Origin of the sequence: Alteribacter natronophilus, assembly GCF_006007885.1 — a bacterium.
Lineage (GTDB): Bacteria > Bacillota > Bacilli > Bacillales > Salisediminibacteriaceae > Alteribacter > Alteribacter natronophilus.
The window spans coordinates 109239-132549 of sequence record NZ_VCRO01000004.1 but is presented as its reverse complement, the minus strand read 5'-3'; the positions used below and the strand labels follow the sequence as shown (position 1 = coordinate 132549).

The 23311-nt window shown below is 50.1% G+C and carries 28 protein-coding genes and 1 riboswitch; of the genes, 11 read left to right on the top strand and 17 right to left on the bottom strand.

Features of this window, described 5'->3' with window-relative positions; translation table 11 throughout:
- Positions 1–14: 14 nt before the first annotated feature.
- From FGB90_RS13460 to FGB90_RS13445, 5 genes are all read right to left on the bottom strand, one after another.
- On the bottom strand, positions 15–1199 hold the full coding sequence (locus tag FGB90_RS13460) for an MFS transporter (RefSeq protein ID WP_281280060.1): 1185 nt from the start codon (positions 1197–1199) through the stop codon (positions 15–17).
- A gap of 234 nt (positions 1200–1433) precedes the next feature.
- Entirely contained in the window at positions 1434–2489 is a 1056-nt protein-coding gene (locus FGB90_RS13455; RefSeq protein WP_138811366.1) for a hypothetical protein, read from the bottom strand.
- Between the two features lie 159 nt (positions 2490–2648).
- The gene (locus tag FGB90_RS19725) at positions 2649–2795 is read right to left on the bottom strand and encodes a hypothetical protein (protein WP_171051827.1); all 147 of its coding nucleotides are present in this window, start codon (positions 2793–2795) and stop codon (positions 2649–2651) included.
- A 71-nt stretch (positions 2796–2866) separates the two neighbouring features.
- Complete coding sequence (locus FGB90_RS13450) at positions 2867–3670, bottom strand: class I SAM-dependent methyltransferase (protein ID WP_171051826.1); 804 nt, start codon at positions 3668–3670, stop codon at positions 2867–2869.
- 144 nt (positions 3671–3814) lie between these two features.
- On the bottom strand, positions 3815–4975 hold the full coding sequence (locus FGB90_RS13445) for a hypothetical protein (protein WP_138811364.1): 1161 nt from the start codon (positions 4973–4975) through the stop codon (positions 3815–3817).
- Between the two features lie 131 nt (positions 4976–5106).
- Here FGB90_RS13445 and FGB90_RS13440 point away from each other — a divergent pair, with 131 nt between their 5' ends.
- Complete coding sequence (locus tag FGB90_RS13440; RefSeq protein ID WP_138811363.1) at positions 5107–5355, top strand: hypothetical protein; 249 nt, start codon at positions 5107–5109, stop codon at positions 5353–5355.
- Between the two features lie 8 nt (positions 5356–5363).
- Here the strand turns inward: FGB90_RS13440 and FGB90_RS19720 are convergent, their stop codons facing one another.
- On the bottom strand, positions 5364–5531 hold the full coding sequence (locus FGB90_RS19720; protein ID WP_171051825.1) for a hypothetical protein: 168 nt from the start codon (positions 5529–5531) through the stop codon (positions 5364–5366).
- A 45-nt stretch (positions 5532–5576) separates the two neighbouring features.
- On the opposite strand from FGB90_RS19720, the gene FGB90_RS13435 reads away from it, so the two are divergent.
- Positions 5577–5912 carry a hypothetical protein gene (locus FGB90_RS13435; RefSeq protein ID WP_138811362.1) on the top strand — a complete coding sequence of 112 codons (336 nt, stop codon included), beginning with the start codon at positions 5577–5579 and terminating at the stop codon, positions 5910–5912.
- Positions 5913–6068: 156 nt separating this feature from the next.
- Here the strand turns inward: FGB90_RS13435 and FGB90_RS13430 are convergent, their stop codons facing one another.
- Positions 6069–6317, bottom strand: coding sequence for a hypothetical protein (locus tag FGB90_RS13430; RefSeq protein ID WP_171051824.1), 249 nt, complete (start codon positions 6315–6317; stop codon positions 6069–6071).
- Between the two features lie 216 nt (positions 6318–6533).
- Between FGB90_RS13430 and FGB90_RS13425 the strand changes: the two genes are divergently transcribed.
- Together FGB90_RS13425 and FGB90_RS13420 are read left to right on the top strand one after the other, a co-directional pair.
- On the top strand, positions 6534–6917 hold the full coding sequence (locus tag FGB90_RS13425; RefSeq protein WP_138811360.1) for a DUF1761 domain-containing protein: 384 nt from the start codon (positions 6534–6536) through the stop codon (positions 6915–6917).
- Between the two features lie 121 nt (positions 6918–7038).
- Positions 7039–7851, top strand: a complete 813-nt coding sequence (locus FGB90_RS13420) for an STAS domain-containing protein (RefSeq protein ID WP_171051823.1) — start codon at positions 7039–7041, stop codon at positions 7849–7851.
- A gap of 71 nt (positions 7852–7922) precedes the next feature.
- On the opposite strand, the gene FGB90_RS13415 is transcribed toward FGB90_RS13420, so the two are convergent.
- Positions 7923–8060 carry a lmo0937 family membrane protein gene (locus FGB90_RS13415; RefSeq protein ID WP_138811358.1) on the bottom strand — a complete coding sequence of 46 codons (138 nt, stop codon included), beginning with the start codon at positions 8058–8060 and terminating at the stop codon, positions 7923–7925.
- 211 nt (positions 8061–8271) lie between these two features.
- Here FGB90_RS13415 and FGB90_RS13410 point away from each other — a divergent pair, with 211 nt between their 5' ends.
- From FGB90_RS13410 to FGB90_RS13395, 4 genes are all read left to right on the top strand, one after another.
- Positions 8272–8709: an RDD family protein gene (locus FGB90_RS13410; RefSeq protein WP_138811357.1), complete on the top strand. Its 438-nt coding sequence runs from the start codon at positions 8272–8274 to the stop codon at positions 8707–8709.
- Positions 8710–8942: 233 nt separating this feature from the next.
- Positions 8943–9809 carry a transglutaminase family protein gene (locus tag FGB90_RS13405; protein WP_138811356.1) on the top strand — a complete coding sequence of 289 codons (867 nt, stop codon included), beginning with the start codon at positions 8943–8945 and terminating at the stop codon, positions 9807–9809.
- 146 nt (positions 9810–9955) lie between these two features.
- Positions 9956–10519, top strand: coding sequence for an RNA polymerase sigma factor (locus tag FGB90_RS13400; RefSeq protein WP_138811355.1), 564 nt, complete (start codon positions 9956–9958; stop codon positions 10517–10519).
- On the top strand, positions 10506–11966 hold the full coding sequence (locus FGB90_RS13395) for a hypothetical protein (protein WP_138811354.1): 1461 nt from the start codon (positions 10506–10508) through the stop codon (positions 11964–11966). Before FGB90_RS13400 ends, FGB90_RS13395 begins: the two co-directional genes overlap by 14 nt.
- A 37-nt stretch (positions 11967–12003) precedes the next feature.
- Here FGB90_RS13395 and FGB90_RS13390 read toward each other — a convergent pair whose 3' ends face one another.
- Together FGB90_RS13390 and FGB90_RS13385 are read right to left on the bottom strand one after the other, a co-directional pair.
- Positions 12004–12741, bottom strand: coding sequence for a class I SAM-dependent methyltransferase (locus FGB90_RS13390; protein WP_138811353.1), 738 nt, complete (start codon positions 12739–12741; stop codon positions 12004–12006).
- 216 nt (positions 12742–12957) lie between these two features.
- Positions 12958–13815, bottom strand: a complete 858-nt coding sequence (locus tag FGB90_RS13385; RefSeq protein ID WP_171051822.1) for a diacylglycerol/lipid kinase family protein — start codon at positions 13813–13815, stop codon at positions 12958–12960.
- 187 nt (positions 13816–14002) lie between these two features.
- Here FGB90_RS13385 and FGB90_RS13380 point away from each other — a divergent pair, with 187 nt between their 5' ends.
- Positions 14003–15250, top strand: a complete 1248-nt coding sequence (locus FGB90_RS13380; RefSeq protein WP_138811351.1) for a zinc-dependent alcohol dehydrogenase — start codon at positions 14003–14005, stop codon at positions 15248–15250.
- Between the two features lie 5 nt (positions 15251–15255).
- A complete protein-coding gene (locus FGB90_RS13375) occupies positions 15256–16362 on the top strand; it encodes a class II aldolase/adducin family protein (RefSeq protein ID WP_138811350.1) in 1107 nt (368 codons plus the stop codon).
- Positions 16363–17039: 677 nt separating this feature from the next.
- Here the strand turns inward: FGB90_RS13375 and FGB90_RS13370 are convergent.
- The 7 genes from FGB90_RS13370 to ymzB form a co-directional block, all read right to left on the bottom strand.
- Entirely contained in the window at positions 17040–18152 is a 1113-nt protein-coding gene (locus FGB90_RS13370) for an MGDG synthase family glycosyltransferase (protein WP_138811349.1), read from the bottom strand.
- Positions 18153–18291: 139 nt separating this feature from the next.
- Positions 18292–19194 carry a pirin family protein gene (locus tag FGB90_RS13365; protein WP_138811348.1) on the bottom strand — a complete coding sequence of 301 codons (903 nt, stop codon included), beginning with the start codon at positions 19192–19194 and terminating at the stop codon, positions 18292–18294.
- A gap of 92 nt (positions 19195–19286) precedes the next feature.
- On the bottom strand, positions 19287–19775 hold the full coding sequence (locus FGB90_RS13360; protein WP_138811347.1) for a hypothetical protein: 489 nt from the start codon (positions 19773–19775) through the stop codon (positions 19287–19289).
- A 237-nt stretch (positions 19776–20012) separates the two neighbouring features.
- A complete protein-coding gene (locus tag FGB90_RS13355; protein ID WP_138811346.1) occupies positions 20013–20186 on the bottom strand; it encodes a Fur-regulated basic protein FbpA in 174 nt (57 codons plus the stop codon).
- Between the two features lie 107 nt (positions 20187–20293).
- A riboswitch (SAM riboswitch) is annotated at positions 20294–20397 on the bottom strand.
- Between the two features lie 122 nt (positions 20398–20519).
- Positions 20520–21656 (bottom strand): zinc-dependent alcohol dehydrogenase, encoded by a 1137-nt coding sequence (locus FGB90_RS13350; RefSeq protein ID WP_138811345.1) that lies wholly within the window; start codon positions 21654–21656, stop codon positions 20520–20522.
- A 15-nt stretch (positions 21657–21671) separates the two neighbouring features.
- Positions 21672–22508, bottom strand: a complete 837-nt coding sequence (locus FGB90_RS13345) for an MBL fold metallo-hydrolase (RefSeq protein ID WP_246056183.1) — start codon at positions 22506–22508, stop codon at positions 21672–21674.
- A gap of 94 nt (positions 22509–22602) precedes the next feature.
- The gene (ymzB, locus tag FGB90_RS13340) at positions 22603–22968 is read right to left on the bottom strand and encodes a protein YmzB (RefSeq protein WP_138811344.1); all 366 of its coding nucleotides are present in this window, start codon (positions 22966–22968) and stop codon (positions 22603–22605) included.
- A gap of 127 nt (positions 22969–23095) precedes the next feature.
- Between ymzB and FGB90_RS13335 the strand changes: the two genes are divergently transcribed.
- Entirely contained in the window at positions 23096–23305 is a 210-nt protein-coding gene (locus FGB90_RS13335; RefSeq protein ID WP_138811343.1) for a hypothetical protein, read from the top strand.
- The last annotated feature ends 6 nt before the right edge of the window (positions 23306–23311 follow it).

Sequence of the window (23311 nt, the reverse complement as noted above, 5' to 3'; positions counted from 1 at the left end):
CCCCGACAAACCGGTTACTGTTCCAGCCCGGCTGCTGTCTTTTGTTCAGCTTTACCCTGATCGCTCCTGAAATAAAAACGCCTGTAAATAAACGAGGCACCCAATCCTGCAATGGCAAAATAAAACATGGCTAGATATAAGGTTCTGAAGTCAAATAAATCAATAATCATTCCCCCCGCAAGAGAGCCAATCACCCCGGAAACGCCAAAAAATACACTTATAAAAAGCAGGTGACCGGTAGATTCCAGCTCTTCCGGCACGAGCCGTGCGATAAACTGGAAAGCAGTTAAATAAAACAGTCCAAAAGCCAGACCGTGGAGTACCTGAATAAACAGGACATCTGCCGGACTGTTTGCCATCATCAGCAGCAGCCACCTTACAACGTATACGAAAGCAGCAATGCTGATAAAGGTAAGCGGGTGAAAACGGCGAAGCCAGAAAGCACTCATGCCAAAGACGACTGCTTCCGTAATTACGCCTATAAACCATGCAGTCCCAATAAGGGATTCGCTCCCTCCAAGTTCCACGATGTACAGTCCGAGGAAAGAGTCGTTAACCCTGTGAGTCAGACTAATGAAGAAAATCATCAGCAAAAAGAAGCCCAGTAAAGGATTTTTCCCCAGCTTTAACGCCTCCTTGAGGCTTGCCTTCTTTTTGGCCGGTTCACTATCCGGTGCCCTGGTACAGAAAAATATTGCTATTAAAAGTAAAAAAGCAAATATAAAATAGATATTTTCGATTCCGATTCTCACAAGAAGAAAACCGGCAAGAAGGGAAGAAGTCCCAAAACCGAGGGATCCCCACATACGGATGCTCCCAAAAGAAACCCCGCGCTGGTAGGATACTTTCTGGGCAAGACTATCGCCAAGCCCTCCAGCCGGAGCCATAAATACAAAGAAGAAAAATAAAAGCAGCATAATCCACAGAAAAGCGGTCATCTGAAATACAACAAAGCCGGTAATTAATCCTCCTATAAGACAGCTCAGCAAAACCCGCTTTACGGTTTGCCATTTATCACTCATAAACCCCCAGAACGGCTGGGACATGATAGATGCAAGCGGCCCTACCGCCAGCAGAATCCCAATTTGGGAACCCGCAAGACCCAGGTGCTGAAAATAAACCGGAAGGTAGCTTACGAGAATTGTCATTGCCGAATGTATAAAAAATAACATTCCTTTTAATTTCCAGGTTGCCTGCATTTCACCCATCCTTTCTCCCCAATCAGAGAAAGCCTGCACCTGGCTGAAAACAGGTTCAGGCTCCTCTGCTGCTGTCCTGGTTGCCCAAAAAGGACGGACAAATAATATCATTATAGCACGGTAAAGACCCGGGCCGGCAAATACCTTCAGGCTTTGTAAACATAACCACAAATAAAAAGCGTGTTTGTCTCCGATTATCGGGGGCAAACACGCCGGACGTTCTGGTGAATACTATTATCCTGAAATTCTTTTCAATAGTCTTTCTGCAAGACTGTTAAAACCCGCCTGATCAACACAAGCGGCAATTTTCCGGTCAATCTCCTCCTCTAATTCCAGCACTTCTTTCAGTGCGGCTGTACCCTCTCTCATTTTATGCTGGTACGCAAGGGACAGGTCCTGAAGCTCCTTTGCATATGTCTGTTCCACTTCAGGGTCCATACAGCGTTCGAACATATCAATGACCTGGTCCCCTTCTCCTGAAGGGTTGATCACATGGGGCGCAGTACCATCCAGTAAAGCAAAGCCGAGTTCAGGCAGAACCACCATGTCCAGGCTTTCAGGATCAAGGCCGCACGGAAAAACCTTTACAGACAGCCCGCTCGCTTGAGCATTTTTAACCACTTTTCTCATGAGAGTGGATTTTCCGCTTCCTGACCTGCCTTTAATGATCAGCCGGTGATTAAGCGGTCTGGTTATTTCATTGATAAAATTGACCGGTCCAAAGGCTGTGGCTCCTCCAAAGAGGATTTCTTCCGATAAGGGTGAGGCAGATTTTCTGACCTGCCCGGCATTTTGAAACATAATGTCAATCACATCTTCGGCTGCCTGATCTGCTTTGGAGAAATCCATGCCTTTCAGGTACAGTTCTTCCTTTTTTTCATGAATCGCTACTCCTTCACGGAAAGAGCGATGAACTCTTGATTCCGCTTCCCCTATCTGACTGAAACTCTCCCCCAGCGATGATCGATTCCCATTTAAATGGATACATTCGTCCAGATTCATCCGCTGAACGTCTTTAACTTCCAAATGGTCCTGAGGATGTTCTGCGAGAATCAGAAGCTCCCTTCCAATTGAAATCCCGTCAACGGTTTTCCCGTCCACCAGATGTATATACCTTGTGTCCGCAGCCGGTCCCTGGCCATCCTTATTCAGCAGCCGGATTAATAAATCTTCCCTCAGCTTTTTGCTTCCGCCTGTTAAAACAATTGTATCTTTAAAATTCTTCATCGTATCTTCTGCAAAGGAAACGTATCCTTTACTTGTATGTGCCCGCAAAAAATAATGGCTCATTTTCCACTCTCCCGCCCAATGTAGTGACGGTAATATCGTATTCAACCAATGTACGATGAGTGATTAGGACAGCCGAATGGCCCGATGAAAGCTGAGTACACAGCCGGAAGATATAAAAAAACAGGGGTACCGATAACCAGTCGGCACCCCTGTTTCTGTTTACTTCATGTATGGAAAGAATGGGTACTTCAGTGCTGTGGCTCCATTCGTTTCCGGTTTGACGAGAACAGTCTTACCCTTTTCTGCTTTGCTGAAGTCTACTTTATCCAACCCATACCCGTTAAAAAAAGTTACATCGTCACCCAACTTTAGTCCCCCTTTAACTTTCTTTCATTATAGGGACAAAAGGAGGATAAAACAACCATTAAAGCGTATTTTTACCTGTTTTTCTCCGTCTTCAGCGCAAGCTTAACCGACGTGCCGGTTTTTTCCCAGAACACACCGGAGGGCTCGGTGGTCAGGAGGGTGTTCCGGAGGTCGTCTTCAAAGTCCGGTATGCGGTCGCCGAGGAAGTGTCTGGCACCGTAGGAGGTAGAGTACAGGTGTCCGAGAATCGAATCGATCGTCCAGACGTGCTCGTGCGGCGGCAGGGTGGCCGTCTCCAGCTCAAACGGGGACTGGCGGATGATGTCTTCGTGATTCGTTTCGGGCCGGGAGTAGGTCGTGTTTCCGGCCCGGCGCTCCGGTCCGTACCAGCGGGCAATGACCTCTTCCAGCTTTGATTTCCATTTCGGCCGGGCCTGGCCCACCGGGTATGTATCGATGATGGCGATGCCGCCACCGGGAGTGACCTGGGGGTGGAGCTGATCAAGCACTGTTCTTCTGTCCATCCAGTGAAACGCCTTGGCAATCGTCACGAGGCGGAAGGGCCCTCCGTCATTTTCGTAGTCTTCGAGCGTACCGTTAAACCACTCTGCATTATTGATCCGCCCTTCGCGGCTCAGCCGGGCGGCTTCGTTAATCATTTCCGGCTCCGGGTCGATGCCGACGATCCCGTCCACCCAGTCGCTGAAGCGGATTGCAAACTGGCCGGTTCCGCAGCCGAGGTCGAGCAGGCTGCCGGTGCCGTCGAGGGAAAAGCGCTGGACGAGAAAACGCACAAGGGATGCGGGGTAGACAGGCCGGTAGCGGGAATAGTAGCCTGCTGTACCTTTAAAAAGACTATCTCCGTAGTCAGTCATCGTTGTCTGCCTCCTCTGAGGGTGATGGATTAAGTATAGCATTTCGAGGTAGAACCGGTTTTACGGCGGCTGACTGCCGGGCGGGGGTTATGTGAGGGAGGGCAAAACCACCGGGCTCCCTCAGGGTCTTGCCGCCCTCACTCCTTACACTTCCCCGAGCATCTCCTTCTTTACGCCGCGAATGTGTTTCTGCTTTACATCCAGCTCCTCTTTCCGACGGTCCACTTCATCGAGGCGGGTCTTAATGTCGCAGAGCCGGGACAGTTCCAGCTGGCGGTCCTGAAGTCTGTCAAGATCGTTTCCGTCGCTATGTTCACCGGCTTCCTCCAGGTAGCGGCAGACCGCGATCAGCTCGCTGACGGATTGCTCCAGTGATGCTGCTGACGCAAGCGAAGCCTGAAAGTGATCCTCCCCTGCTCCCCTGGCCTGGTTCCACTCTGCTTCCGCTTCCTCCACGGCCAGCTCGTATGCTTTTCGCCTCGTGTCCACATCGCACGCTTCAAACAGGTTGTACAGTTCTTCCACCTTAAACGTGTGCCAGGACTCTTCGAAGTCCTCGTTGACAATGCGGTTCAGCTTCCCGAGTTTACCCGACTGTTTCCGTTGTTTTTTCCCAGCAGTCCGGGTGAGGTGTTCATAAACAAGCGCCCGCTTTTTCTTTCCTGTCTTTGTCTGCCACGCCTCAAAGGCTTCCATCATCCTGGCAGGCTCAATTACTTTTCGCAGGCGCCGGTCTGCTTTGTCCAGCGTTATAAGAAGTTCGTGATCCGCAGGTACACCGAGAAAATGCAGTACAGCGTGCAGCTCACCGCCCACTTCCCTTGCTTCGTTTAAATCGGCCATTTCACCGTCGGACGCATAACTGCATGCCTCGGTAAATCGTGAAACGAGCCGGTCGAGTGGCTTCTCCCAGGCGTAAAGCTTGTTTTTTCCCGCTTCATCCAGGCAGTCTGCGCATAGAAACGTCTGCCGGACCGGAGCCAGCGCCCGGTCGCTGTAGCAGATCTCGCATACCTGGAGGTCTCTGCCGATAAGGACAAAGTCGTCCGCCACCTTCCACTCGAGTATGAGATCCGCTTCCCATCCTGCCTGTTCACGAAGTTCAGCAGGGACGAACAGGCGGTTCTGGCTGTTTAGAGTGTAACAATCCCCGGTTGTCTGTCTGGCCCTGGACAGGCGCAGGCCATCCCCGTTTTTCAGCACTTCGAGCCGAACAGCACTACCCATCTCCCAGCTGTCCCGCACCGTCCGCGGCACACTCACCCGTCCCGTCGCATCGAGCTTGCTCGTAATTTTTGCCGTCATCTGCATCGCCTCCGTTTCGTATCTACCCTCTTCCCTGCAGGGGATCTATCGTAACATTCGCTGCAAACGCTTCACATACCTTTTTCGGGGGGCGCTACCGTGGTAAACTGGCACTGACTGGAGTGATCAACGTGATGGAGTTTGTGTGGATGCTCGTGTTTCTCTTTGCCGTCATGGCGGTTGTGGAGATTCCCAAATATATATTTAATGTTCCGTCGACGCGACTTACTAAGGCGGCCTCGTTTCTCGTCATGGCGGTAGTGGCTTACGCTGCAGGATTCGTGCCTTTTTTACGGGACTGGACGTGGACATCAAATGTAGCGGTAGCGCTGATCATCGTGGCAGGATTTACGTTTTTCCGGAGGCGGGAGACCGCTTAATTAAGGATTTATGGGCTTGCTAAAAGCTGAATAAACGAATTAACCACTAAATGAATAAAATTAAAAGCTAAATCATCCTTATTAAATACCAAATAGCAGCCGCTAACCGCTAAATAACCGCCAGCCACACACTGTTCCCCCATTTGCCAGCAGAAGTGAGGGATAAGAGCAGGCATTTCCTGTCCCTCCCCGTCATACATTCGGGTAAGGGGGGATCATGCATGGTGATGCCGAGGTTTGTTGTCTCTGTTGCTGCTGGTATGCTGCTTCTGCTGACCGGTGTACTGGTGTATCAGTTTGTCCTGGAAGGTTCCACTGTTTTCCTCGTGGCGCTGACGCTTGCTACCGTTTATGCAGCCAACAGGATTGGAAAAAGTGTCTGGAGCGGTCTGGCCTCATTTATTGCTTTTTATACAGCTGCGATTCTTTTCACCGCCATAACCGGCGGTGGTGACGGCGTCCGCACGCTCGTGGACGTGCTCATTTACCAGGGGCTGTCCATCATTGCGGCTACGGTGTTTATTGCGTTTACGACTAAGGACCCGGATGAAGTGTAAAAGACTGAAAACCCGGAGCTGCCGAAGCCGGGTTTTTTTCATGTTCACACACGCGAAACTTTCTGCAAACCCGGAGCGTATATGCTGTTAAAGAAGGCTGCAATACATTACCACAAAAAAGGACAGCGCTGACTCCGCGTCAGACTGTCCTTTTCCCTATTGTTTCGGAAGCTCGTCCCGGGTGAGCTCCTGCATCTCTGCCACCGTAAGCCTGCGTCGTCCGTTCCTCTGCCCGAGCCGGATGAGGAGATCGATCACAACACCGTAAAAGGAAAACGTGAGCGGCTTGATCACAAATGCCGCCGGATTCAGCTCCATCCCGACTGTCTCCTGGTTAAACAGCAGCGGCTGCATAAAGTCCAGGCTCATGAGCAGGGCAAGCAGCAGGTCGTAGCTTAAAAACACCGTGCCTCCGGTTCCCCTCATAAATGTGAAAAGAGAAATCGCTGTCCCCAGCAGGAAAAAATAAAGCGTGAACGTCTTAAAAGGCTTCAACAGGTACCTTATGCTCCCCACCCGCTTCCTGGTTTTGTTATTTCCACTATACACCAGCAGATGAAAATCAACCATCTTTTTACAGGATGATATGCTATTATAAAAGAAAAAAAGGACTGGTTTTCTGTGATCCTTCCCATTCTGATTGGTACAATTCTCTACATCGCAATCGGGATGCTCTATTACTCCCCTCTGCTTTTTGGCAGCAGATGGGTGGACCTGCTGAACATCCGTGATGCGAAACAGCCGAATTACGGCCTGGTGAGCCTTGTTACGCTTTTTACAGTGGCTGTTCTGTACTCGCTGCTGGTCGTATCCGGTGCCGAGACCGCACTGGATGGCGCTTTTCTCGGTTTTCTGACTGGACTGATCGTCGTTTTTGCCTACAGTAAGGACTTTCTTTTCGGTCTGGGGCATGCCACCAGGGATGCGAGAACGACATTTATGATCGGGGCAGGCTATCATCTCATCGCTCTGACTGCTGCCGGCACTGTAATGAGCCTGTTTTAAGTCTATAAAACTGGAACAATTCAAATTTTTTCCCGCTATCTCACCTATTTTATTGTAGTGGCGCGGATTGTAAGTTACACTCGTTAAAGAACACAATTCCTAATAAATGGAGAGAGTGGAAGTGGAATATATTCTTGATTCAATCGCGAGTTATCTCGAGACGAAAAAAGACGCTTTGACCGAACGGCTGATTGATGACGCATGCAGGAAACTGGATACCGACCTGACTACCGATTATTTGACGAAACACCGGGAAATGCTGCCGGTGCTGATCAGCAAGGTGGCCAAAAGCCTGACCCGCAGTCAGGAGGAAACGGAGGAAATGAACATTACGTACGAGTTGGACACCTCCTTTTTCCGAGACGGCACTTTCCTTCGGGACACCATCGATCTGATCAGCACATTCCGCCTTTCTTTAATGAACGAACTTAAGGACGATGGATTGTTTGACCGAATGACCGTGAGCGAAATTACCGAGCTCTACGAAGAAGTCATCTTTGTTTTTGATGATGTAATCCGCAACACAACAAGACGTTTTAACATAAACAACCAGGAACGTCTTGACACCATGGAAGCAGAAGTTGTTGAGCTTTCCGCACCGGTTGTTCCCATTAAAAGAGGCACCGCCATACTGCCTATGGTGGGTGAATTCAATGAAAAGCGGGCAAAGCATATTATGGAGAACGTCATTCCGAAAATTATCGACTCGGAAATTGAAACTCTTGTGATCGACCTGTCAGGGATTCTTGAGTTTGATACTTACGTGGCGCAGAACTTCTTCAGCATCCGTGACGTCCTCCAGCTTGTGGGAGTGGAGATGGTTGTGACAGGCATCCGGCCGTCCGTGGCCCAGACGTCCGTTCAGCTCGGTATTAACTTCAAAAACCTGAACGCCCACGGCACTCTCGCTGAGTACCTGAGCCGGACGTCATAAAGAAAAAGCCCGTTTCCCTTCTAAAAGGAAAACGGGCTTTCTGATGTTTACACTGGCGCGCGCTTCAAAAGCTAGCGGCCCCGGATGAGATTGATGATGAACACCACCAGAGCGATGACGAGCAGCACGTGAATCAGGCCGCCTGCCACCTCGAATAAAAAGCCGAAAAGCCAGAGTAAAACCAGAATACCAATAATGGTCCAAAGCATGAAAATCTTCCTCCTTTAATATGATTGTTAGTAGGATGTCTTTCCAAATATAAGATAATTGCCGTTGGGCTCACTATTCCCTGTCGAATTTACTTTTAACCATCGTTTTCAAAACTATTCCCAAGGACCTAGTACATGATGAGTAAGTAGTTTAATCTGTTTAGGGGAGGGAATGGTTTTTTATACCATTTTATAAAAGGAGGTGATATGTATGGATGTGAACAGACCTGCAGGTTTCTGGATCCGTCTCGGGGCGGCGATTGTCGATGGGATTCTCGTCACCATAGTGCTGGGAATCCTCGGACTCATCATCTACGGACAGTTTTTCTTTGATGGCTACTCAGCGCTTGACCTGCTAAGCCTGCTTTATTTCCTTCTTGTGCCGGTTTTCTGGTACGGTTACACGGTTGGAAAAAGAGCTGTCGGAGTAAGGATCGTGCAGATGGACGGCTCCAACGTCACGCTCTGGACGATGATCAAGCGAGACCTTATCAGCGGTCTCGTATATGCTATCACCATTGGCATTGCCGTCATCGTCAGTGCGTTTATGGTTGGTCTTCGGGAAGACAAACGGTCGATTCACGACTTTATTGCCGGCACTTATGTAACCTATGACCCGCCTCATACGAGTGAGGAAAAAAGTGAATAGCAGAAATTTAACCCTCCCCTCAGCGGAAGGGTTTTTATTTTGTCCGCCGGCGCAGGTGTAACCCCGGGACTTTAAGGGAAAAGAAGCGTAACTTATTCTGCAGAGGGGGGGGAGGAAGGGCATGCCGCACCGCGTACCGACAGCCACGGGAGGCCTGCCCGCTGCCATTCATGCTCTTTCCGTTATTCAGCTGACCCGCCGTCCGAGCCAGACCCCCGAGAGGAGAAATAAAAATGAAGTACCGGATCGAACATACGAATACATTCCATTATGAAACAAAAGTCGACCAGAGCCTGAACTACGTCCGCCTGAAGCCGAAGACCGATGAATGTCAGCGGCTTCTCGCCTACGACTCAAAAATAAAGCCGTCGTCACTCACGAAAGAATACGTGGATCTGTGGGGCAACACAGTGGAGACTTTTTTTATTCCTGAAGTCCACGAAAAGCTGGAGGTCAAAACCACATCGGTGGTGAGTATCCAGAAAAGCCCGTTCATCCATAACATTGAATATACGCCGCAGATGGAGGAAATTTTCCATTCCTCTCTTTTCAAAAGTCATTACCTGGCGTTTCTGAAAGACACGCCGTACACCTTTCTGTTTGACGAACAGATCGATGAGATCATCAGCGCCGTTGGTGACTGTGATAACCCGATTGAATGCTCCATCCGTGTGATGCGCTATATCAGCGAGAATTTCGCCTACAACACCGAGGTGACCGGTGTTGAAACGAAAGCCCACGAGTCGTTTCCGAACAAAGGCGGCGTCTGTCAGGACTTTGCCCACGTGATGCTCGGGGTGCTCCGTTCCCAGCGGATTCCGGCAAGATACGTGAGCGGTTATCTTTACGTTGGCGAGGATTCCGCCTTAGTCGGTGATGCGGCGACCCATGCCTGGGTTGAAATGATGGTACCGGGCATCGGCTGGGTCGGCCTGGATCCTACGAACAACGTGGAGGCACTTGAAAATCACATCATCATCAGCACCGGCAGGGATTACTCGGATCTGAGCCCGCTTCAGGGCGTTTACCGCGGAGGCGGACAGGATCTCGAGGTGAAAGTAAGCTGTACCCTCCTCGATGCACCGGTTGCTCAGAAGTAAATAGAAACAGCAAAGCGAAACCCTCGGCGGTTTCGCTTTTTTTTTAATTCCCCAGTCCCGCAAACATGATAAACTTTTCCATAAACGAGCATCTTTTCCTTCGCCTCTGCGTCTACATATGTGAAAAAGAAACAGGAGGAACGCTGATGACCGACTACGAACTTATTGAGGATATACTCGCAGGCGACCAGCAGGCAGTAAGACTGCTGCACGAACGCTACGTCGACCGCGTGTTTCACTACATCTATAATCAGACCAGCAGTCATCACGATACGGAAGAGCTGCTTCAGGACGTCTTTTTCAAAGCTGCCTGCCAGCTTGAACGTTTCGAAGGCAAATCGTCCTTTAAGACGTGGCTTTTTAAAATCGCGAGAAACGCGGTGATCGACTTCTACCGGAAACAAAATAAAGCAAGACGGACCGTCTCAACCGAATCAGCTGCACTTGAAACCCTCGGAGGCAGGGATGAATCTGCCGAACATACCGCCTTACGGAAATTACATATGGAAAATGTCGTCGATTCAATCGACCAGCTTCCAGACCAGTACAGAACAGTTCTCCATCTGCGGTTTATCGAGGATTTTTCCCTGAAGGAAACTGCCGAAATTATGGGCAAGTCGGTCCTCGCCATCAAAGCGATGCAGCGCCGGGCCCGAACCGCCCTGTCAGAATCCATCAGCATGGAGGTGACATCCTATGAGGAAAAATAACCATGAAGAAGACATGCTGCGATCGCTCACGAAAAAGCAGACAAAGCAGGTAAAAGCCCCGGAAAAAACAAAGGAAGCAAGTCTCCAGGCATTCACGCGGGGGTTAGGGGAAAATCACAATGCAAGGGAAAAAGAAAAGCGGCGCACGCGCTGGAAGCACGGAATTTTCGGAGGACTGGCGACGGTAGTGGCTGCGGGGGTTGGAGCGATACTCATTCTTCACACTACCCTCACTGATGGGCAGACAGACTTTCAATCGACGGAGTACAATCAGGACAATCACGACAACGATATTGTTGAGGATGCTGCTGTAATAACTGACGAACCCTGGAATTCAGAATCACTAACTCCTGATGATCTTCCCCAGCTTGGCAAGGATGATCGTGTCCTTCGGCATATCCTTAACCATGAAATGATAAATTACAACGTTCACCAATTCGAGTACTTCAACATACGTAACGATCATTACTCAGTCAGACTTCCCCGTAACTGGTCAGTGAGAGAGGATTATGATGATGGAGTTTACCGTTCCGAATTCAAAGGATCCGGTACAGATAAAATGACTTTCACTTTCCTCCCTGAAGACCGTTTTGACGAAGTAGACGTGGAAGTCCAGCAGATATTGAATAATTGGGACTATACAGCTGGAAGCACCATAAACATCGGTGAGGTGAAAAGCTTTGTAAGCAGCTTACCGGGGAAGGAATACATCAGTAACAGTAACCAGTTTGATATAAATGAGGTGGAACTATATGCGTTTGTAAATGAAGAGAACGGCCGCCTGTATGAACTTTTCATTTTCGACTTCTTTGGTCAGCCGATCATTTTGACTGCTGAATCTCAGATAGAAGAGAAAAACGATGACCGCCTTTCCTGGGTTGCTCTGTCTGAAATGAGTATAACTAAAAATCGCCCTGTATACGGCTCTGAAGGCGAATTGCATCCGGAAATAATGAGACCAGAAAGTAAAGATACAATTTTAGCCCACTTTACCGGTCAATATGAAGTGGTTGAAATGTCTCTCATGGAATTTCCTGAATGGCATTTAAGCTCATACCTCCCGTCTAATACCGAGGTGGAGGAAATACAGGGAGAACACTTCAATTTCTACCGGTTCAGCGATCCTGAAATATCAGAAAACAGCTACTATGTATTCGGTAAACTGGACGACAGTTTTGACCTGGATAATGCCCGTGAAATCTTTCACAGCTCATTTGGGATCGATTTGGATTTTAAAGAAAACCTTGGAGGCAGCGATCCGTACATTTTTTCCTATGCAGGATCCACGGGTTCCTCACATGAGGAGTTCATTGATGGCTACTTCCGCATTGTCGAGAGGTTCGGAGAATATTATTTTACTCATAAGCATGCTGACAGAGTAGACTATAATAGCGGGGAATTTACAAAAAGGCTTGATTTTTTTATGGACAATCTTGAAAAACATTAATCTAAAAAGCACCGTCCCACCCGGGGCGGTGCCACTTTCATGCGTTCCTGCAAACATAAATCATTTCCCAGCTTCCCGCTTCAAGCGGGTCCTTTTCCCAAGTGCCGTAGCGATGAAGGACAGTGAATCCGCAGGTGCCAAGGAGGCGTTCCATCTCCTGGGGATACGTGTAGCGGAGCGTAATGCGCTGTCTGGTGACAGTGCCGTCCTCTGCAGTACGTACAGTGAGACTTTCCAGCAGCTGTGTGATGGGATCGTACTTCTCCTCGAGCCTGATGCGTCCCCCCTCTTCGTCTGCGTACTGCGAAATCTCTTCGGGTCCGGTATCTTCGTGCAGTGGAAATCGGGTACCGAAGATGAACACGCCGCCCGGAGTGAGTGCGCGGCGGACAGACTGGAGCAGCTGTTCCTGGGACTCGTTCGTGAGAAAATGCTGAAATGAATTGCCGGTCATATAGATAAACGGACTCGGTGAGGGCACTGTAAAGTCGGTGCAGTCCTGGCGTGACCAGGTGACAGGAAGATTCTGCTCCGCTGTCTTTTGGCGGGCCCGTTCGAGCATTCCTTCGTTGAGATCGATGCCGGTTACCGTAAATCCTTTCTCTGCCAGAGGGATTGCTGTGCGGCCGGTACCGCATGCAAGATCGACTACCGGTCCTCCCTGCTTTTCTGCCCACTCAAAAAGAAGAGCCCTATCGCGAGTGTAGGAGCCGTAGTCTTCATCGTAGCGGACAGGATTTCTGTAGGGGTCCATATTTTCTGTAAACATTTTCATTACTGCATTCTCCTCTTATTTACTCGAATAAATCAGCTTCTCACAGACCATAGTAACAGGTACATCAGGTTTGCAAAGGAGCGTGCCATTAGAATGCCTGTCGAAAAAAAATGGAAACAGAAGCTGTTCGAGTTCTTCTCCGCCTGTTTTCTCCATGAATACAGGGACGTGCTGGAACGAGTAATCCGCGGCAGAAAAGCCGGTACCCGCTGATCCTCAGTAGATCAGCGGGATTTTCTTTTTAGAGACAGTCACATTCACCGGGGTAGTACCGAGGATTTCCCCGTCTCCATGGATTACGAGAGGGGCCGTGCTTTCCACTTTTATATCCCTCCCCCTGACGGTTATGACCCCTTCTGCCCCGATATGACTTCCGCTGAAGACCCGCGGAAACAGCTTTAGCAGTCGGGGCTTGTTCATGCCGTGGACGAGGCAGATGTCAATTTGATCATCCTGGGCGTCGGCTTCCGGACAGATTTTCATGCCACCTCCGTAAAATGGGAAGTTGGCTGCAGCAACGAGCCAGACTCCGCTGTATGTATTGGCTTCTCCGTCCACCGTTACCGTTACGTCTTCCGGCACGTAGGATCCAAGCGCCCGCAGGACGTTGATTACATAGGAAAGACGGCCGAGATACTTTTTAAGCCGGAATTTGTTCGTCAGGGACGCCACCGTGCCGTCGAAACCGATTCCGCAGACGGTCATGCATCGTCTTCCATCTACCTGAAGGACATCGGTCATGCGTATATCCCTGTTTTTAAGCCTCCCGACCACTTCGGCAGCACTGCTGTCTGCTCCGATTGAGCGGGCAAAATCGTTTCCCGAACCTGCCGGAACGATGGCGAGGGGGATATCATCTGTCTCCGGCAGATTGATCACTTCATGACACGTGCCGTCCCCGCCGATCACGACGATCCCCGAGATGTCCCCCCTCTTAAAAAGATCCTTATTTACCGGAAAAGCCGAAGTGGCACGGTAGGGCACGCCTTCTTTCTGCAGCTCCTCTTCAATCCTTCTCCACTTCCCGGCAGCTTTTCCGTTCCCTGCCTTCTCGTTCACAATCACGATGTACATACAATCTCCCCCTGATCTTTCCCCCATCATTTCCCTTTCAAATTCCGAGTATACTTTGATAAACCCCGTCCTGGCAATGTTCTGAATCTTCTGTTTGATATCGTAACCCGAATACCCTCATAATAGAAGAATAAATTACCGGTTTTTCCAGCATTCTAATAAGCAGAACTATAAGAGGTGAATCCTGATGAAAGTTTTGCAGTTCGATTTCAAACTTTCCAATTATGTCATTACGAAACTGGCAGGCAGATGGATGCCGTCCGTTTTCTGGCACCCGAAACTATCGTGTCTGAAATGGCAGCAGGCACCGGAGCCTGAACTGCCAAACGACGACTGGGTGAAGATCAAGGTCAGGTACGGCGGAATCTGCGGAAGCGATATGAACCTTATATTTCTTCACGACAGTCCGGCTACATCTCCTTTTGCCTCGTTTCCGTTTACGGTTGGGCACGAGGCAGTCGGTGTCGTAACTGAAACCGGTAAAAATGTGGAGCACGTGGAGACGGGCCAGCGCGTTGTCATCAATCCGGTCCTCTCCTGTGAAAGCAGGGGCATCTCTCCGAAATGCGAAGCGTGCGAAAACGGAAACGAGAGCCTGTGCTACAGCAAAACCAAAGGCGATGTGGGTGCCGGCCTGTTAATCGGTGCCTGCCGGGACACCGGGGGCAGCTGGGGGCCGTACCTCGTTTCCCATAAGACGCAGGTCATTCCGCTTCCGGAAGAGGTGGATGATCTGAACGGCGTCCTTATTGAACCGTTCAGCTGCGCACTGCACGCGGTGCTTCGTAATCCGCCGTCACCGGGTGATCACGTTCTCGTCATTGGAAGCGGGATGATTGGCCTGTCTGTTGTGGCTGCTCTTCGCGCCCTCGACTACGACTGCCGGATTACTGTGCTGGCCAAGCACAAATTCCAGGGCGAGCTGGCAGAAAAATTCGGTGCGGACCAAGTGGTCTATCTTTCCAGAGGCGAGACATACGTAAAGGAAACAGCTGAGATCTTCGGGGCGGAGCAGCTGAAGCCCGTGATCGGCCCATCCGTTGTGCAGGGAGGGGCTCACCTTGTTTATGAATGTGTGGGGAAAAAACAGAGTGTACAGGATTCCCTCCGGTTTACCCGCAGCCGTGGGACTGTCGTTCTGGTGGGCCTTGCCGGCATCATTGACTCCATTGACTGGACAACAGTGTGGCTTAATGAACTCGCCGTCAAAGGATGCTTTGCCTACAGTACAAACATGTACAAGGGCGAAGAGCAGGACACACTCCGAATTGCGGTGGATCTTATGAAGGAAGGACGAGTCGATCTTTCGCCGCTGATTACGCATCAATATCCGCTTCACGAGTACCGCCAGGCATTTCAGACCGTATTGAGCAAAAAGTCAAAGAACGTACTGAAAGTTGTGTTTGATCATAACAAAACCACTACAGGAGGCTGATCCGCATGAAGAACTTTCATATTCAAGGAACCCCGGCAACAGACACATTGTCATGGTTCTGTTCCGGCCTGAAAAACGAATTCAGCAGACGGGGGTTTGAGCATGAAGAAGACGATACCAAATGCGATTCGCTCCAGCTCGTTTTCAACCTGATAAGTAAAGACCGTGTCCGCCCGTTCCGCCGTAAATCCCAGGCCACGTTTGTCGTCTCTATCCTGGAGACCCGCGGCCAGCCGTTTGATATTTTTACAGAGGTTTATCCACTGCTCATCCGCTCTCTTTCCAATCACCTGATCTATATCAATCATCAGGGTGACGAGATGAAGGTCACATTCATGACCCCCGAGCAGGGATGTTATACGCTCACTCATCGTCGTACAGCAGGTGGAGATAAAGATGCTCATTTCTTTGAGAAAGTGTTCGGCCGGCTGGAGCCGCTCGCCATGGCCAGGCTTGTCATTAATAACCACTTTGACGAAGACCTTGCCTCCGAACTGTGGGAAGGCTGTGACGTCACCTCCCAGCTCAGGGAGTCCGGCAAGCGTCTTGATGAACTCGATCTCCTTCCCGCTCCTTTTCCGCTTGAAAACTACCTGAGCGACAAGGATATGCGCCATCTGAAAAAGCTGTATGGCATCGGCGGACTGAGCTACGGCAACCTCAGTGCCCGCCAGGACGAGCAGCACTTCTGGATGAGCGCCAGCGGTATCAACAAGGCGGATATGAAGGAAATCGGAAGGGACATGCTTTTCATCAAAGGGTACGACGAAGAGAACAACCAGATTGAAGTGAGTATCCCCGAGGGTGTGCAGCCGAAAAGAGCGAGTGTTGACGCGATCGAGCACTGGATGATTTACCGGGAACACCCAGAAGTGGGCGCCATCGTTCATATTCATGCCTGGATGGACGGCATTGAGGCAACGGAAATCAACTACCCGTGCGGCACGTACGAGCTTGCGGAAAATGTGGCCGAGCTGATCCGGAAGTCCGAAGATCCCGCCAGAGCCGTGATCGGCCTGAAAAACCATGGTCTCACGATTACCGGACCGTCCCTCGATGAGATTTTTGACCGGATTGACGGGAAGATTATTAAACAGGTGCCGATGTCGTAGAGGGGGGCACGGGTGAGTGGACTGATTAATTAATGTGCCGTTTTCAGGCTCCGCTGCAGGCCGACGCTTGCAGCGGTGGTCCGGCTGTCCTTACCGGCAGGGGTTTTAATATGATTTCGGGCTTTTCGAATCAAAACTTCTGTTGCTGCAGGACGTTTTAATTCGATTATGCCTTTTTCGTATCATAACTCCTCTTGCTGCTATATTAATATGATTACGCCTTTTTCGTATCATAACTCCCCTTGCTGCCACGAGTTTTAATACGATTACGCCCCTTTCGTATCATATCTCCTCTTGCTAATGGAGGTTTTAATACGATTACGCCTTTTTCGTATCATAACTGCTCTTCCTGAAGGGCGTTTTAATACGATTATGTCTTTTTCGCATCAAAACTCCTCTTGCTGATGGGCGTTTTAATACGATTACGCCTTCTTCGTATCATATCTCCCCTTGCTCCCACGAGTTTTAATACGATTATGCCTTTTTCATATCATAACTCCTCATGCTGCAGGACGTTTTAATACGATTATGCCTTTTTCGTATTAAATCTCCTCTTGCTCCCTCGAGTTTTAATACCATCCGGCTTCAAACAGTCAATCCATTGAACGACCAAAGTACGCTAAAGACCGACAAAAAGGCTGATCGCCGTCTGCATCATACATCGGTCGATCAGCCTTTTACTGCAGTATTTCCTTCTGCCGGCCGCAGATCACCCGGACAATTTCTCCAGCTGCGTCCGGTCTTTTTAACCGGCTGGCGCTCGCCGCCATGGCATTGTAGGTTTCCCCATCATGGAGCAGCGTGTTCAGGATGTTGGGAATCTGCGCGGCCTGTTCTGCTTTTACTGCCGCTCCCGCTTCTGTAAGCATCTCCGCATTGCACGATTCGTGCCCCGGAACCGGGTCAAAGATAATCAGCGGTGTTTCACACGCAAGGGCTTCCGAAAGCGTGAGCCCCCCTGCTTTTGTAATTACCACATCACTGGCACGCAGATAATCCATAAAACGATTGGTAAACGGAATGACCCTGATCGTATGGCGCTTCGATTTCACACTGGACACCTCGTCCGCTGTTCTCGGGTTCGTTCCAGTCAGGCAGAGGATCTGAACCGCTGTGTCCATTTTTTCCAGCTCGGTCAGGATACCCCCGTAATTGCAGAGGCCCATGCCGCCCCCGGTAATCAGAATCGTTTTCATTTCAGGATCAAGGCCAAGGCTGCGCCTGATATCCTCCTTCGAACTTCCTCCCGGTATGGCTTTAATCGGGATGCCTGTTGGAAAAAAACGGTCTGCAGGAACGCTGTATTTTTCCGCAAATTTTTCATGCGGGGTGGGATAAATAAAGTATCCATCAATTTCCGGCCTCACATGGCCCGGGTGAAGATGAAGATCGGTAATCACCGTATAAAAGGGAATGTTCAGCTTCGCCCTGTCTTTTAACCGGGCAAGAAAAGCATTTACAAACGGATGAGTAGAAATGATGGCACCGGTGCCCCGTTCGGTAATAATTGCGTTCAGTTTCCGGCAGAAGAGCGTCGCAAAGTGATCAAGGCAGCGGTAATAGGCACGTGTTTCGGACTGCTTGTACAGCTCGCCCCAGATACCGGGCTGATAACGGAGCATGGACAGGTAAGCGTGAAAAAAGAGTGAGTGAAGCAGGGGATGGATCGAGTGAAACGTATCCACCACTGCCGCCTTCTCCCCGTTGGCGAGAAACTGATTCTTCAGTGCTTCCGACGCTTCGTTATGACCGTTCCCGATTGAGGCCGAAAAAATCGTATATTCCCCCATACCGTCACTCCCCTCTTCGATTCTGGTCTGCTTAGTATGAAACCGGAGAGAGGATTTATGAGTAAAAACGGGGCTGACCGGAAAGGAAAGCTTTAACACCTTTCAGGCCAGCCCCGAAATTGGGAAGTCGCGTATTGATTTAAGCCCGCGGCGCCGGGAACTTACCTGCATTGAAGTCACGGTAGGCGTCCCTGATTTCCTCCATGGTGTTCATGACAAACGGGCCGTACGGAACGATTTCCTCCCGGATTGGTTTTCCGGAGTAGACGAGCACCTTCGAGCGGCGCGCGTTAGCACGGATGGTGAGTCCGCTTTCCTCCCCGTCCACAGCATCTTCCTGAAAACTGAGGGTTCCTGCTCCGTGTTTGGCAAGCCGGACTTCGTTCTCGCCAAAAGTCATGTCCCCTGAGAGAACGTACAGGAAAGCGTTATGGTCTGCCGGCAGCGGCAGCGTCCACTCGGCTCCCTCGTCCAGGTGAACTTCGGTCATTGTAATGGGAACAACAGACTCAAGCGGTCCGCGCTTCCCGGCAGTGTCTCCGGCAATCACCCGGGCGCGGCCGCCCTTAAACGTAACTTCCGGCATATTTTCACTGTGGACATCCTGGTAAATCGTCTCGGATTTTCTTTTTTCGGCCGGCAGGTTAATCCACAGCTGCAGTGTGTGGGCGATATCGTCGTCCACCCCTTCCTCGGCGTGCCGGGCATACCAGCCGGCATTCATATACTGCACGTCGCCGGGTTCAAGAATCCCGTGGCCGCCGCCGTTATCAATGTGCTCCACCCGGCCGTCAATGACGTAGGTAAGCGTCTGAAAACCGCGGTGGGGGTGATCGGAAAACGCGCCTTTTTTGAACCAGTCCTCAGCCATGAGAATAAACGGATCAAACTTTTCCCATTGGCCGGCAGGGAGCACCCACCCTTTCTGGATAAAAGGGAACGCAGCTTCTTCATACTTTACGTACCAGTGGTCTGTTACACGTCTCTGATATAGGTCTGACACAATGATCAACTCCTTCTGATTACAAGTGTACCGGCACATTGTTGCTGTAGCAACAACACTGCCTCTCCAGCTTTAGGATCGGCGGAAGAAGGAAAGAACAAACGCCCGGGAATCGTTTCCCGGGCGTTTCTTTAGTCTCCCACTGCTTCTTTTTCCGTAAGATGCATGATGGAATGTTCAGGGATAAGAACCTTTTCGGCGTTCCCGCCGTAAACATTAAAATGGTTTTTCTTAAATAGAGCAACCTGTCTGTTAAAGGCAGCTGTGCTTCCTGCGTCGATCACAAACTTTATTTTACCGGCGCCGTTTTCGCGGGCAATGTGTTCAGCTTTTTTCAGGAGAAAACTTTCATAACCGAAATCAAGTTCACTTTTCCCGGGCATTTTCATGGCCAGAATCCGTACGGTTCCATTTGTTATGGAAAGGTCGATCTGATGTTTCTGGAAAGTGAATTCCTTATTGGCGGTAAACGCAAACAAAGCCGTGCCGTGACTGTGGTCAAATCGGGTAAAGAGGACCGGTTCACCTTTACTCGTATACTCTGTTTCCGGGTTCTCGTAGGACTCGTGTCTGTTGAGTGCTTCTTTGAGGTTCATAAGCCGCTGCAGTTTTTTGTTCATGTGAGACCCTCCTGTCTGATAATCGCGTCATTGGTTAACCCGTACCCGGTTTTACCGGAAATTAGTCATAAAATCCTGGAATTACCTTCTTTTTCTTGTCAGCCAGCTCATCGCGGGGACTATTATATCTGTTCTCTTTGTACGGCTGAGTAGACAATCATACAAAAGCAGTAGCTCAAAAATCTTTTTTTGCAGAAAGAAACCGGCTGCGCATCCCCCTGTGCACAGCCGGCTTCTTTATTTGTCCTCATCCTCATGCTCTCGGAGCACCTCGTGGTACGCGGTTTCCAGTTCCCTCAACGACAGCTGATACAGCTGTTTCTCACCCACTTTGAATACCCCCTGGTAAATGAGCTCCTGGATGATGACGTTCTTTTTTCCGTGCTCCCCTTCATTAAACGCGCTTCCCACGTATTCTCCCTCCTTTGAATCGGTTCTCCCCCTTATATATGACAGCAGACAAAAAAACCTCTTCTGCAAATAAGAAGAGGTTGGATCCGCTGGACGAACTGCCGCTCTTCTTATCTGCCAGACCGTACGTCTGCTGGATTTGGCACAGTACCGCTCGCGGTCTGCTGCCGAGGCTTCAAAGGGCCAATCCCTCCACCTCTCTTGATAAGAGTTGCAAAATATTCATTCAATTTTTATTACCAAAACTTTACCGCAGGAACGCACGAATGTCAACGGGAGAAATCGGAAATTCATTGACCTGGAAACTTCATAACTTCCTTCAGGGTGCTCCGTTCAGGGCTTCAGAACCACTTTGATACAGCCGTCCTTTTTTTCATCAAACACTTCGTACCCGTGGGCTGCTTCGGTGAGTGGAAGACGGTGGGTAATGATTTCCCGCGGGTCGAACGCACCGGATTTTATTTTTCTGTAGAGCTCCGGAATAAAGTGGATGATCGGGGCCTGCCCCATTTTCAGTGTAATGTTTCGGGCGAAAAAGTCTCCGAGTGGGAACATATTGTAACGGGTGCCGTACACACCAACCATACTCACTGTCCCGCCTTTTCTCACGCACTGGCTGGCAAGCTGAATCGGCCCCATCGTTCCCCCCTGAAGCTTTAATGCAGTTTCAACTGTTTCCAACGCTGACTTTTTCCCGTCCATCCCCACACAGTCAACAACCGCATCGGCCCCGCCTTTTAACATCTCTTTCAGGTGGGTGCCGAGGGCGTTTTCCTCGGTGAAGTCGAATGTTTCCACCTTGTTCATTCTTCTGGCGTGCTCGAGCCGGTACTGGATATAGTCAACCGCGATTACGCGCTCTGCCCCTTTCATCCAGGCGAATTTCTGGGCTAAAAGACCGACCGGACCGCATCCGAGAACGATCACCGTATCTCCCTTTTTTACGCCTGCCTGCTCCACTCCCCACCATGCTGTCGGGATGATATCGGACAGAAACAGCAGCTGCTCGTCCTCCATTTCGCAGTCCTCCGGTACTTTAAACGGAACAAAATTACCGTAGGGAACCCGCAGCAGTTCCGCCTGACCGCCTGCATAGCCGCCGAACGTGTCGGAATAGCCGAAGTACGCTCCGGCCTCTCCGTGGGGATTGGCGTTGTCGCACTGGCTCTCCAGCTGATTTTTACAGAAAAAACAGTCTCCGCAGGCGATGTTGAACGGAATAATCACCCGGTCGCCTTTTTTCACAGCGGTCACCTCCGGCCCTGTTTCCTCTACGATTCCCATCGGCTCGTGGCCGATAATATAGTCCTTGTGAAAATTCGGCATCATGCCGTGTACGAGATGAAGATCGGACCCGCAGATCGCAGTGCTCGTAATCCGGACGAGAATATCATCCTTTTTTTCAATCCGGGGTGCCGGCATGTCCTTGACCTTCACTTTTTTGACTCCCTGATACGTAACTGCCTTCATGGTTAGTCTCTCCTTTTATGAATAGCGGCCGTGATCGGGCACCGCTACCTCCTGAAAATGTTCCGCCAGTCTGTCCAGCCCCTCGCGGAGGTTCGTTCCACCCGCAGCAGGCCCGTGTCCGGTGATGACCACGCTCGGACCGAGATCTCTTAAAGCTTCCACTGACATTTGGGCTTTTTGCCAGTCGGTTGTAAAATACCTGGGCGGACCGCTGATTTTTTTATGCTGAATCAGCACTTCGTACAGGGAATCCTGGCGCACGGTCACGAACGCATCCCCGGCAAGAAGAAGCCCATCCTTCTCGCGGTAAAAAGACACATGCCCCTCTGAGTGTCCCGGTGTGTGTATCCATCTGAACTCCCCGAGCCCGGGAACCTCACCATTATCCGGCAGGGGACGAAGAGCACCTGAAATATCAATCGCTTCATTCGGGAAAAAGCCCGACACTTTGGCAATTAACCCACCTTCGACAGACGGATCCGGCTCGGGATAATCCCGCTCTCCGGTAAGATAGGGGAGCTCGAGGGGGTGGGCGTAAACCGGTACTTCCGGCCACTCTTCCAGAAGATCGACGATGCTTCCAACATGATCAAAGTGGCCGTGAGTGAGAAGAATACACTCGGGAGGTCCGCTTCCGAAGTTTTCTTCAATCACTTCAAAAAGACGGTCCTTTGAACGGGGCATACCTGCATCCACAAGCACAAAGCCGTTTTCGGTCCTGATAAAAATGACGTTTACAATCTGGTTCACGTAGTAACTTACATCCGGTCTTACTTCGGTAAAATCACCGCTTTTAACGGATACAGCCGGTATAAAGCCGTAATCCCCGCCGTAATGCATCTCTTCTTTCAACGCTGTTCACTCCTTTTTCTTTTTCTATCCTTCACTGTTTCAGGGGAAATATGTTCAGCAGTATGCCCGCAATAAAAAAAGAACAGATCCTCGATCAGATCTGTTCGTCTTCGGAAAATGTATAGCTGACCCCTTCCGAGCTGGCCGTGATCGTTTCCCCCAGAATTTCAGTCCGGGTATCGTCTGTAAACAGAATTTCGTAAACATGTTCCGGAATGCTCTCTTCACCATCATCCGTTCCTATAAAACCGGAACCTTCGAGAACAATCTTGGCATCCGACACATAACCGTCCACATAGTGCCCGCTCCGGTTCTGAACCGACACATCGTGAAGCTGCATGTGTACCGTATCCGTATCCTGCTCCGTTCCTGTCCCCGTGGCAAGATCCGTTTTACGGATGATAATCGGCTCTCCTTTATGGTCCTGCAGCCAGCTGTACAATTCATTCATCGTCATCATCCTCCCTGCCCCCTAATTTTCCCGGGTTCAGGATTTACCATTCGTAAAAACTGCTCATAAAGCCACCTAAATGTAATAATATGTTACCGTTAATGTATGAGAATGGAACGATCGGAAGGAGGCTCCTATGAAATTCGGACTGCGAAAACCAAGTGTGAAGCGCTCCCTTAAGGCCCGCACTACAGGACGGGCGAAGCGTGCTGTGAAAAAAGCGGCCGTCCCCGTCTATGGGAAAAAAGGCGCGGGCTGGGTGAAGAACCCGAAGCGTGCCGCCTACAACAAAGTGTACCGGAAAACGTCGTTCAGTATTTTTGACCTGTTTAAGAAGCTGAAATAACCAGGC

Coding starts and splice junctions, on each gene's coding strand:
- FGB90_RS13405 (WP_138811356.1), top strand. CDS start 8,943: ATGAAGTACCGGATCGAACATACGAATACATTCCATTATGAAACAAAA.
- FGB90_RS13380 (WP_138811351.1), top strand. CDS start 14,003: ATGAAAGTTTTGCAGTTCGATTTCAAACTTTCCAATTATGTCATTACG.
- FGB90_RS13350 (WP_138811345.1), bottom strand. CDS start 21,656: ATGAAGGCAGTTACGTATCAGGGAGTCAAAAAAGTGAAGGTCAAGGAC.
- FGB90_RS13435 (WP_138811362.1), top strand. CDS start 5,577: ATGGTGATGCCGAGGTTTGTTGTCTCTGTTGCTGCTGGTATGCTGCTT.
- FGB90_RS13390 (WP_138811353.1), bottom strand. CDS start 12,741: ATGAAAATGTTTACAGAAAATATGGACCCCTACAGAAATCCTGTCCGC.
- FGB90_RS13370 (WP_138811349.1), bottom strand. CDS start 18,152: ATGGGGGAATATACGATTTTTTCGGCCTCAATCGGGAACGGTCATAAC.
- ymzB (WP_138811344.1), bottom strand. CDS start 22,968: ATGATGACGATGAATGAATTGTACAGCTGGCTGCAGGACCATAAAGGA.
- FGB90_RS13445 (WP_138811364.1), bottom strand. CDS start 4,975: ATGACGGCAAAAATTACGAGCAAGCTCGATGCGACGGGACGGGTGAGT.
- FGB90_RS19720 (WP_171051825.1), bottom strand. CDS start 5,531: ATGCCTGCTCTTATCCCTCACTTCTGCTGGCAAATGGGGGAACAGTGT.
- FGB90_RS13365 (WP_138811348.1), bottom strand. CDS start 19,194: ATGTGCCGGTACACTTGTAATCAGAAGGAGTTGATCATTGTGTCAGAC.
- FGB90_RS13410 (WP_138811357.1), top strand. CDS start 8,272: ATGGATGTGAACAGACCTGCAGGTTTCTGGATCCGTCTCGGGGCGGCG.
- FGB90_RS13400 (WP_138811355.1), top strand. CDS start 9,956: ATGACCGACTACGAACTTATTGAGGATATACTCGCAGGCGACCAGCAG.
- FGB90_RS13460 (WP_281280060.1), bottom strand. CDS start 1,199: ATGCAGGCAACCTGGAAATTAAAAGGAATGTTATTTTTTATACATTCG.
- FGB90_RS13360 (WP_138811347.1), bottom strand. CDS start 19,775: ATGAACAAAAAACTGCAGCGGCTTATGAACCTCAAAGAAGCACTCAAC.
- FGB90_RS13385 (WP_171051822.1), bottom strand. CDS start 13,815: ATGTACATCGTGATTGTGAACGAGAAGGCAGGGAACGGAAAAGCTGCC.
- FGB90_RS13335 (WP_138811343.1), top strand. CDS start 23,096: ATGAAATTCGGACTGCGAAAACCAAGTGTGAAGCGCTCCCTTAAGGCC.
- FGB90_RS13375 (WP_138811350.1), top strand. CDS start 15,256: ATGAAGAACTTTCATATTCAAGGAACCCCGGCAACAGACACATTGTCA.
- FGB90_RS13395 (WP_138811354.1), top strand. CDS start 10,506: ATGAGGAAAAATAACCATGAAGAAGACATGCTGCGATCGCTCACGAAA.
- FGB90_RS13450 (WP_171051826.1), bottom strand. CDS start 3,670: ATGACTGACTACGGAGATAGTCTTTTTAAAGGTACAGCAGGCTACTAT.
- FGB90_RS13415 (WP_138811358.1), bottom strand. CDS start 8,060: ATGCTTTGGACCATTATTGGTATTCTGGTTTTACTCTGGCTTTTCGGC.
- FGB90_RS13455 (WP_138811366.1), bottom strand. CDS start 2,489: ATGAGCCATTATTTTTTGCGGGCACATACAAGTAAAGGATACGTTTCC.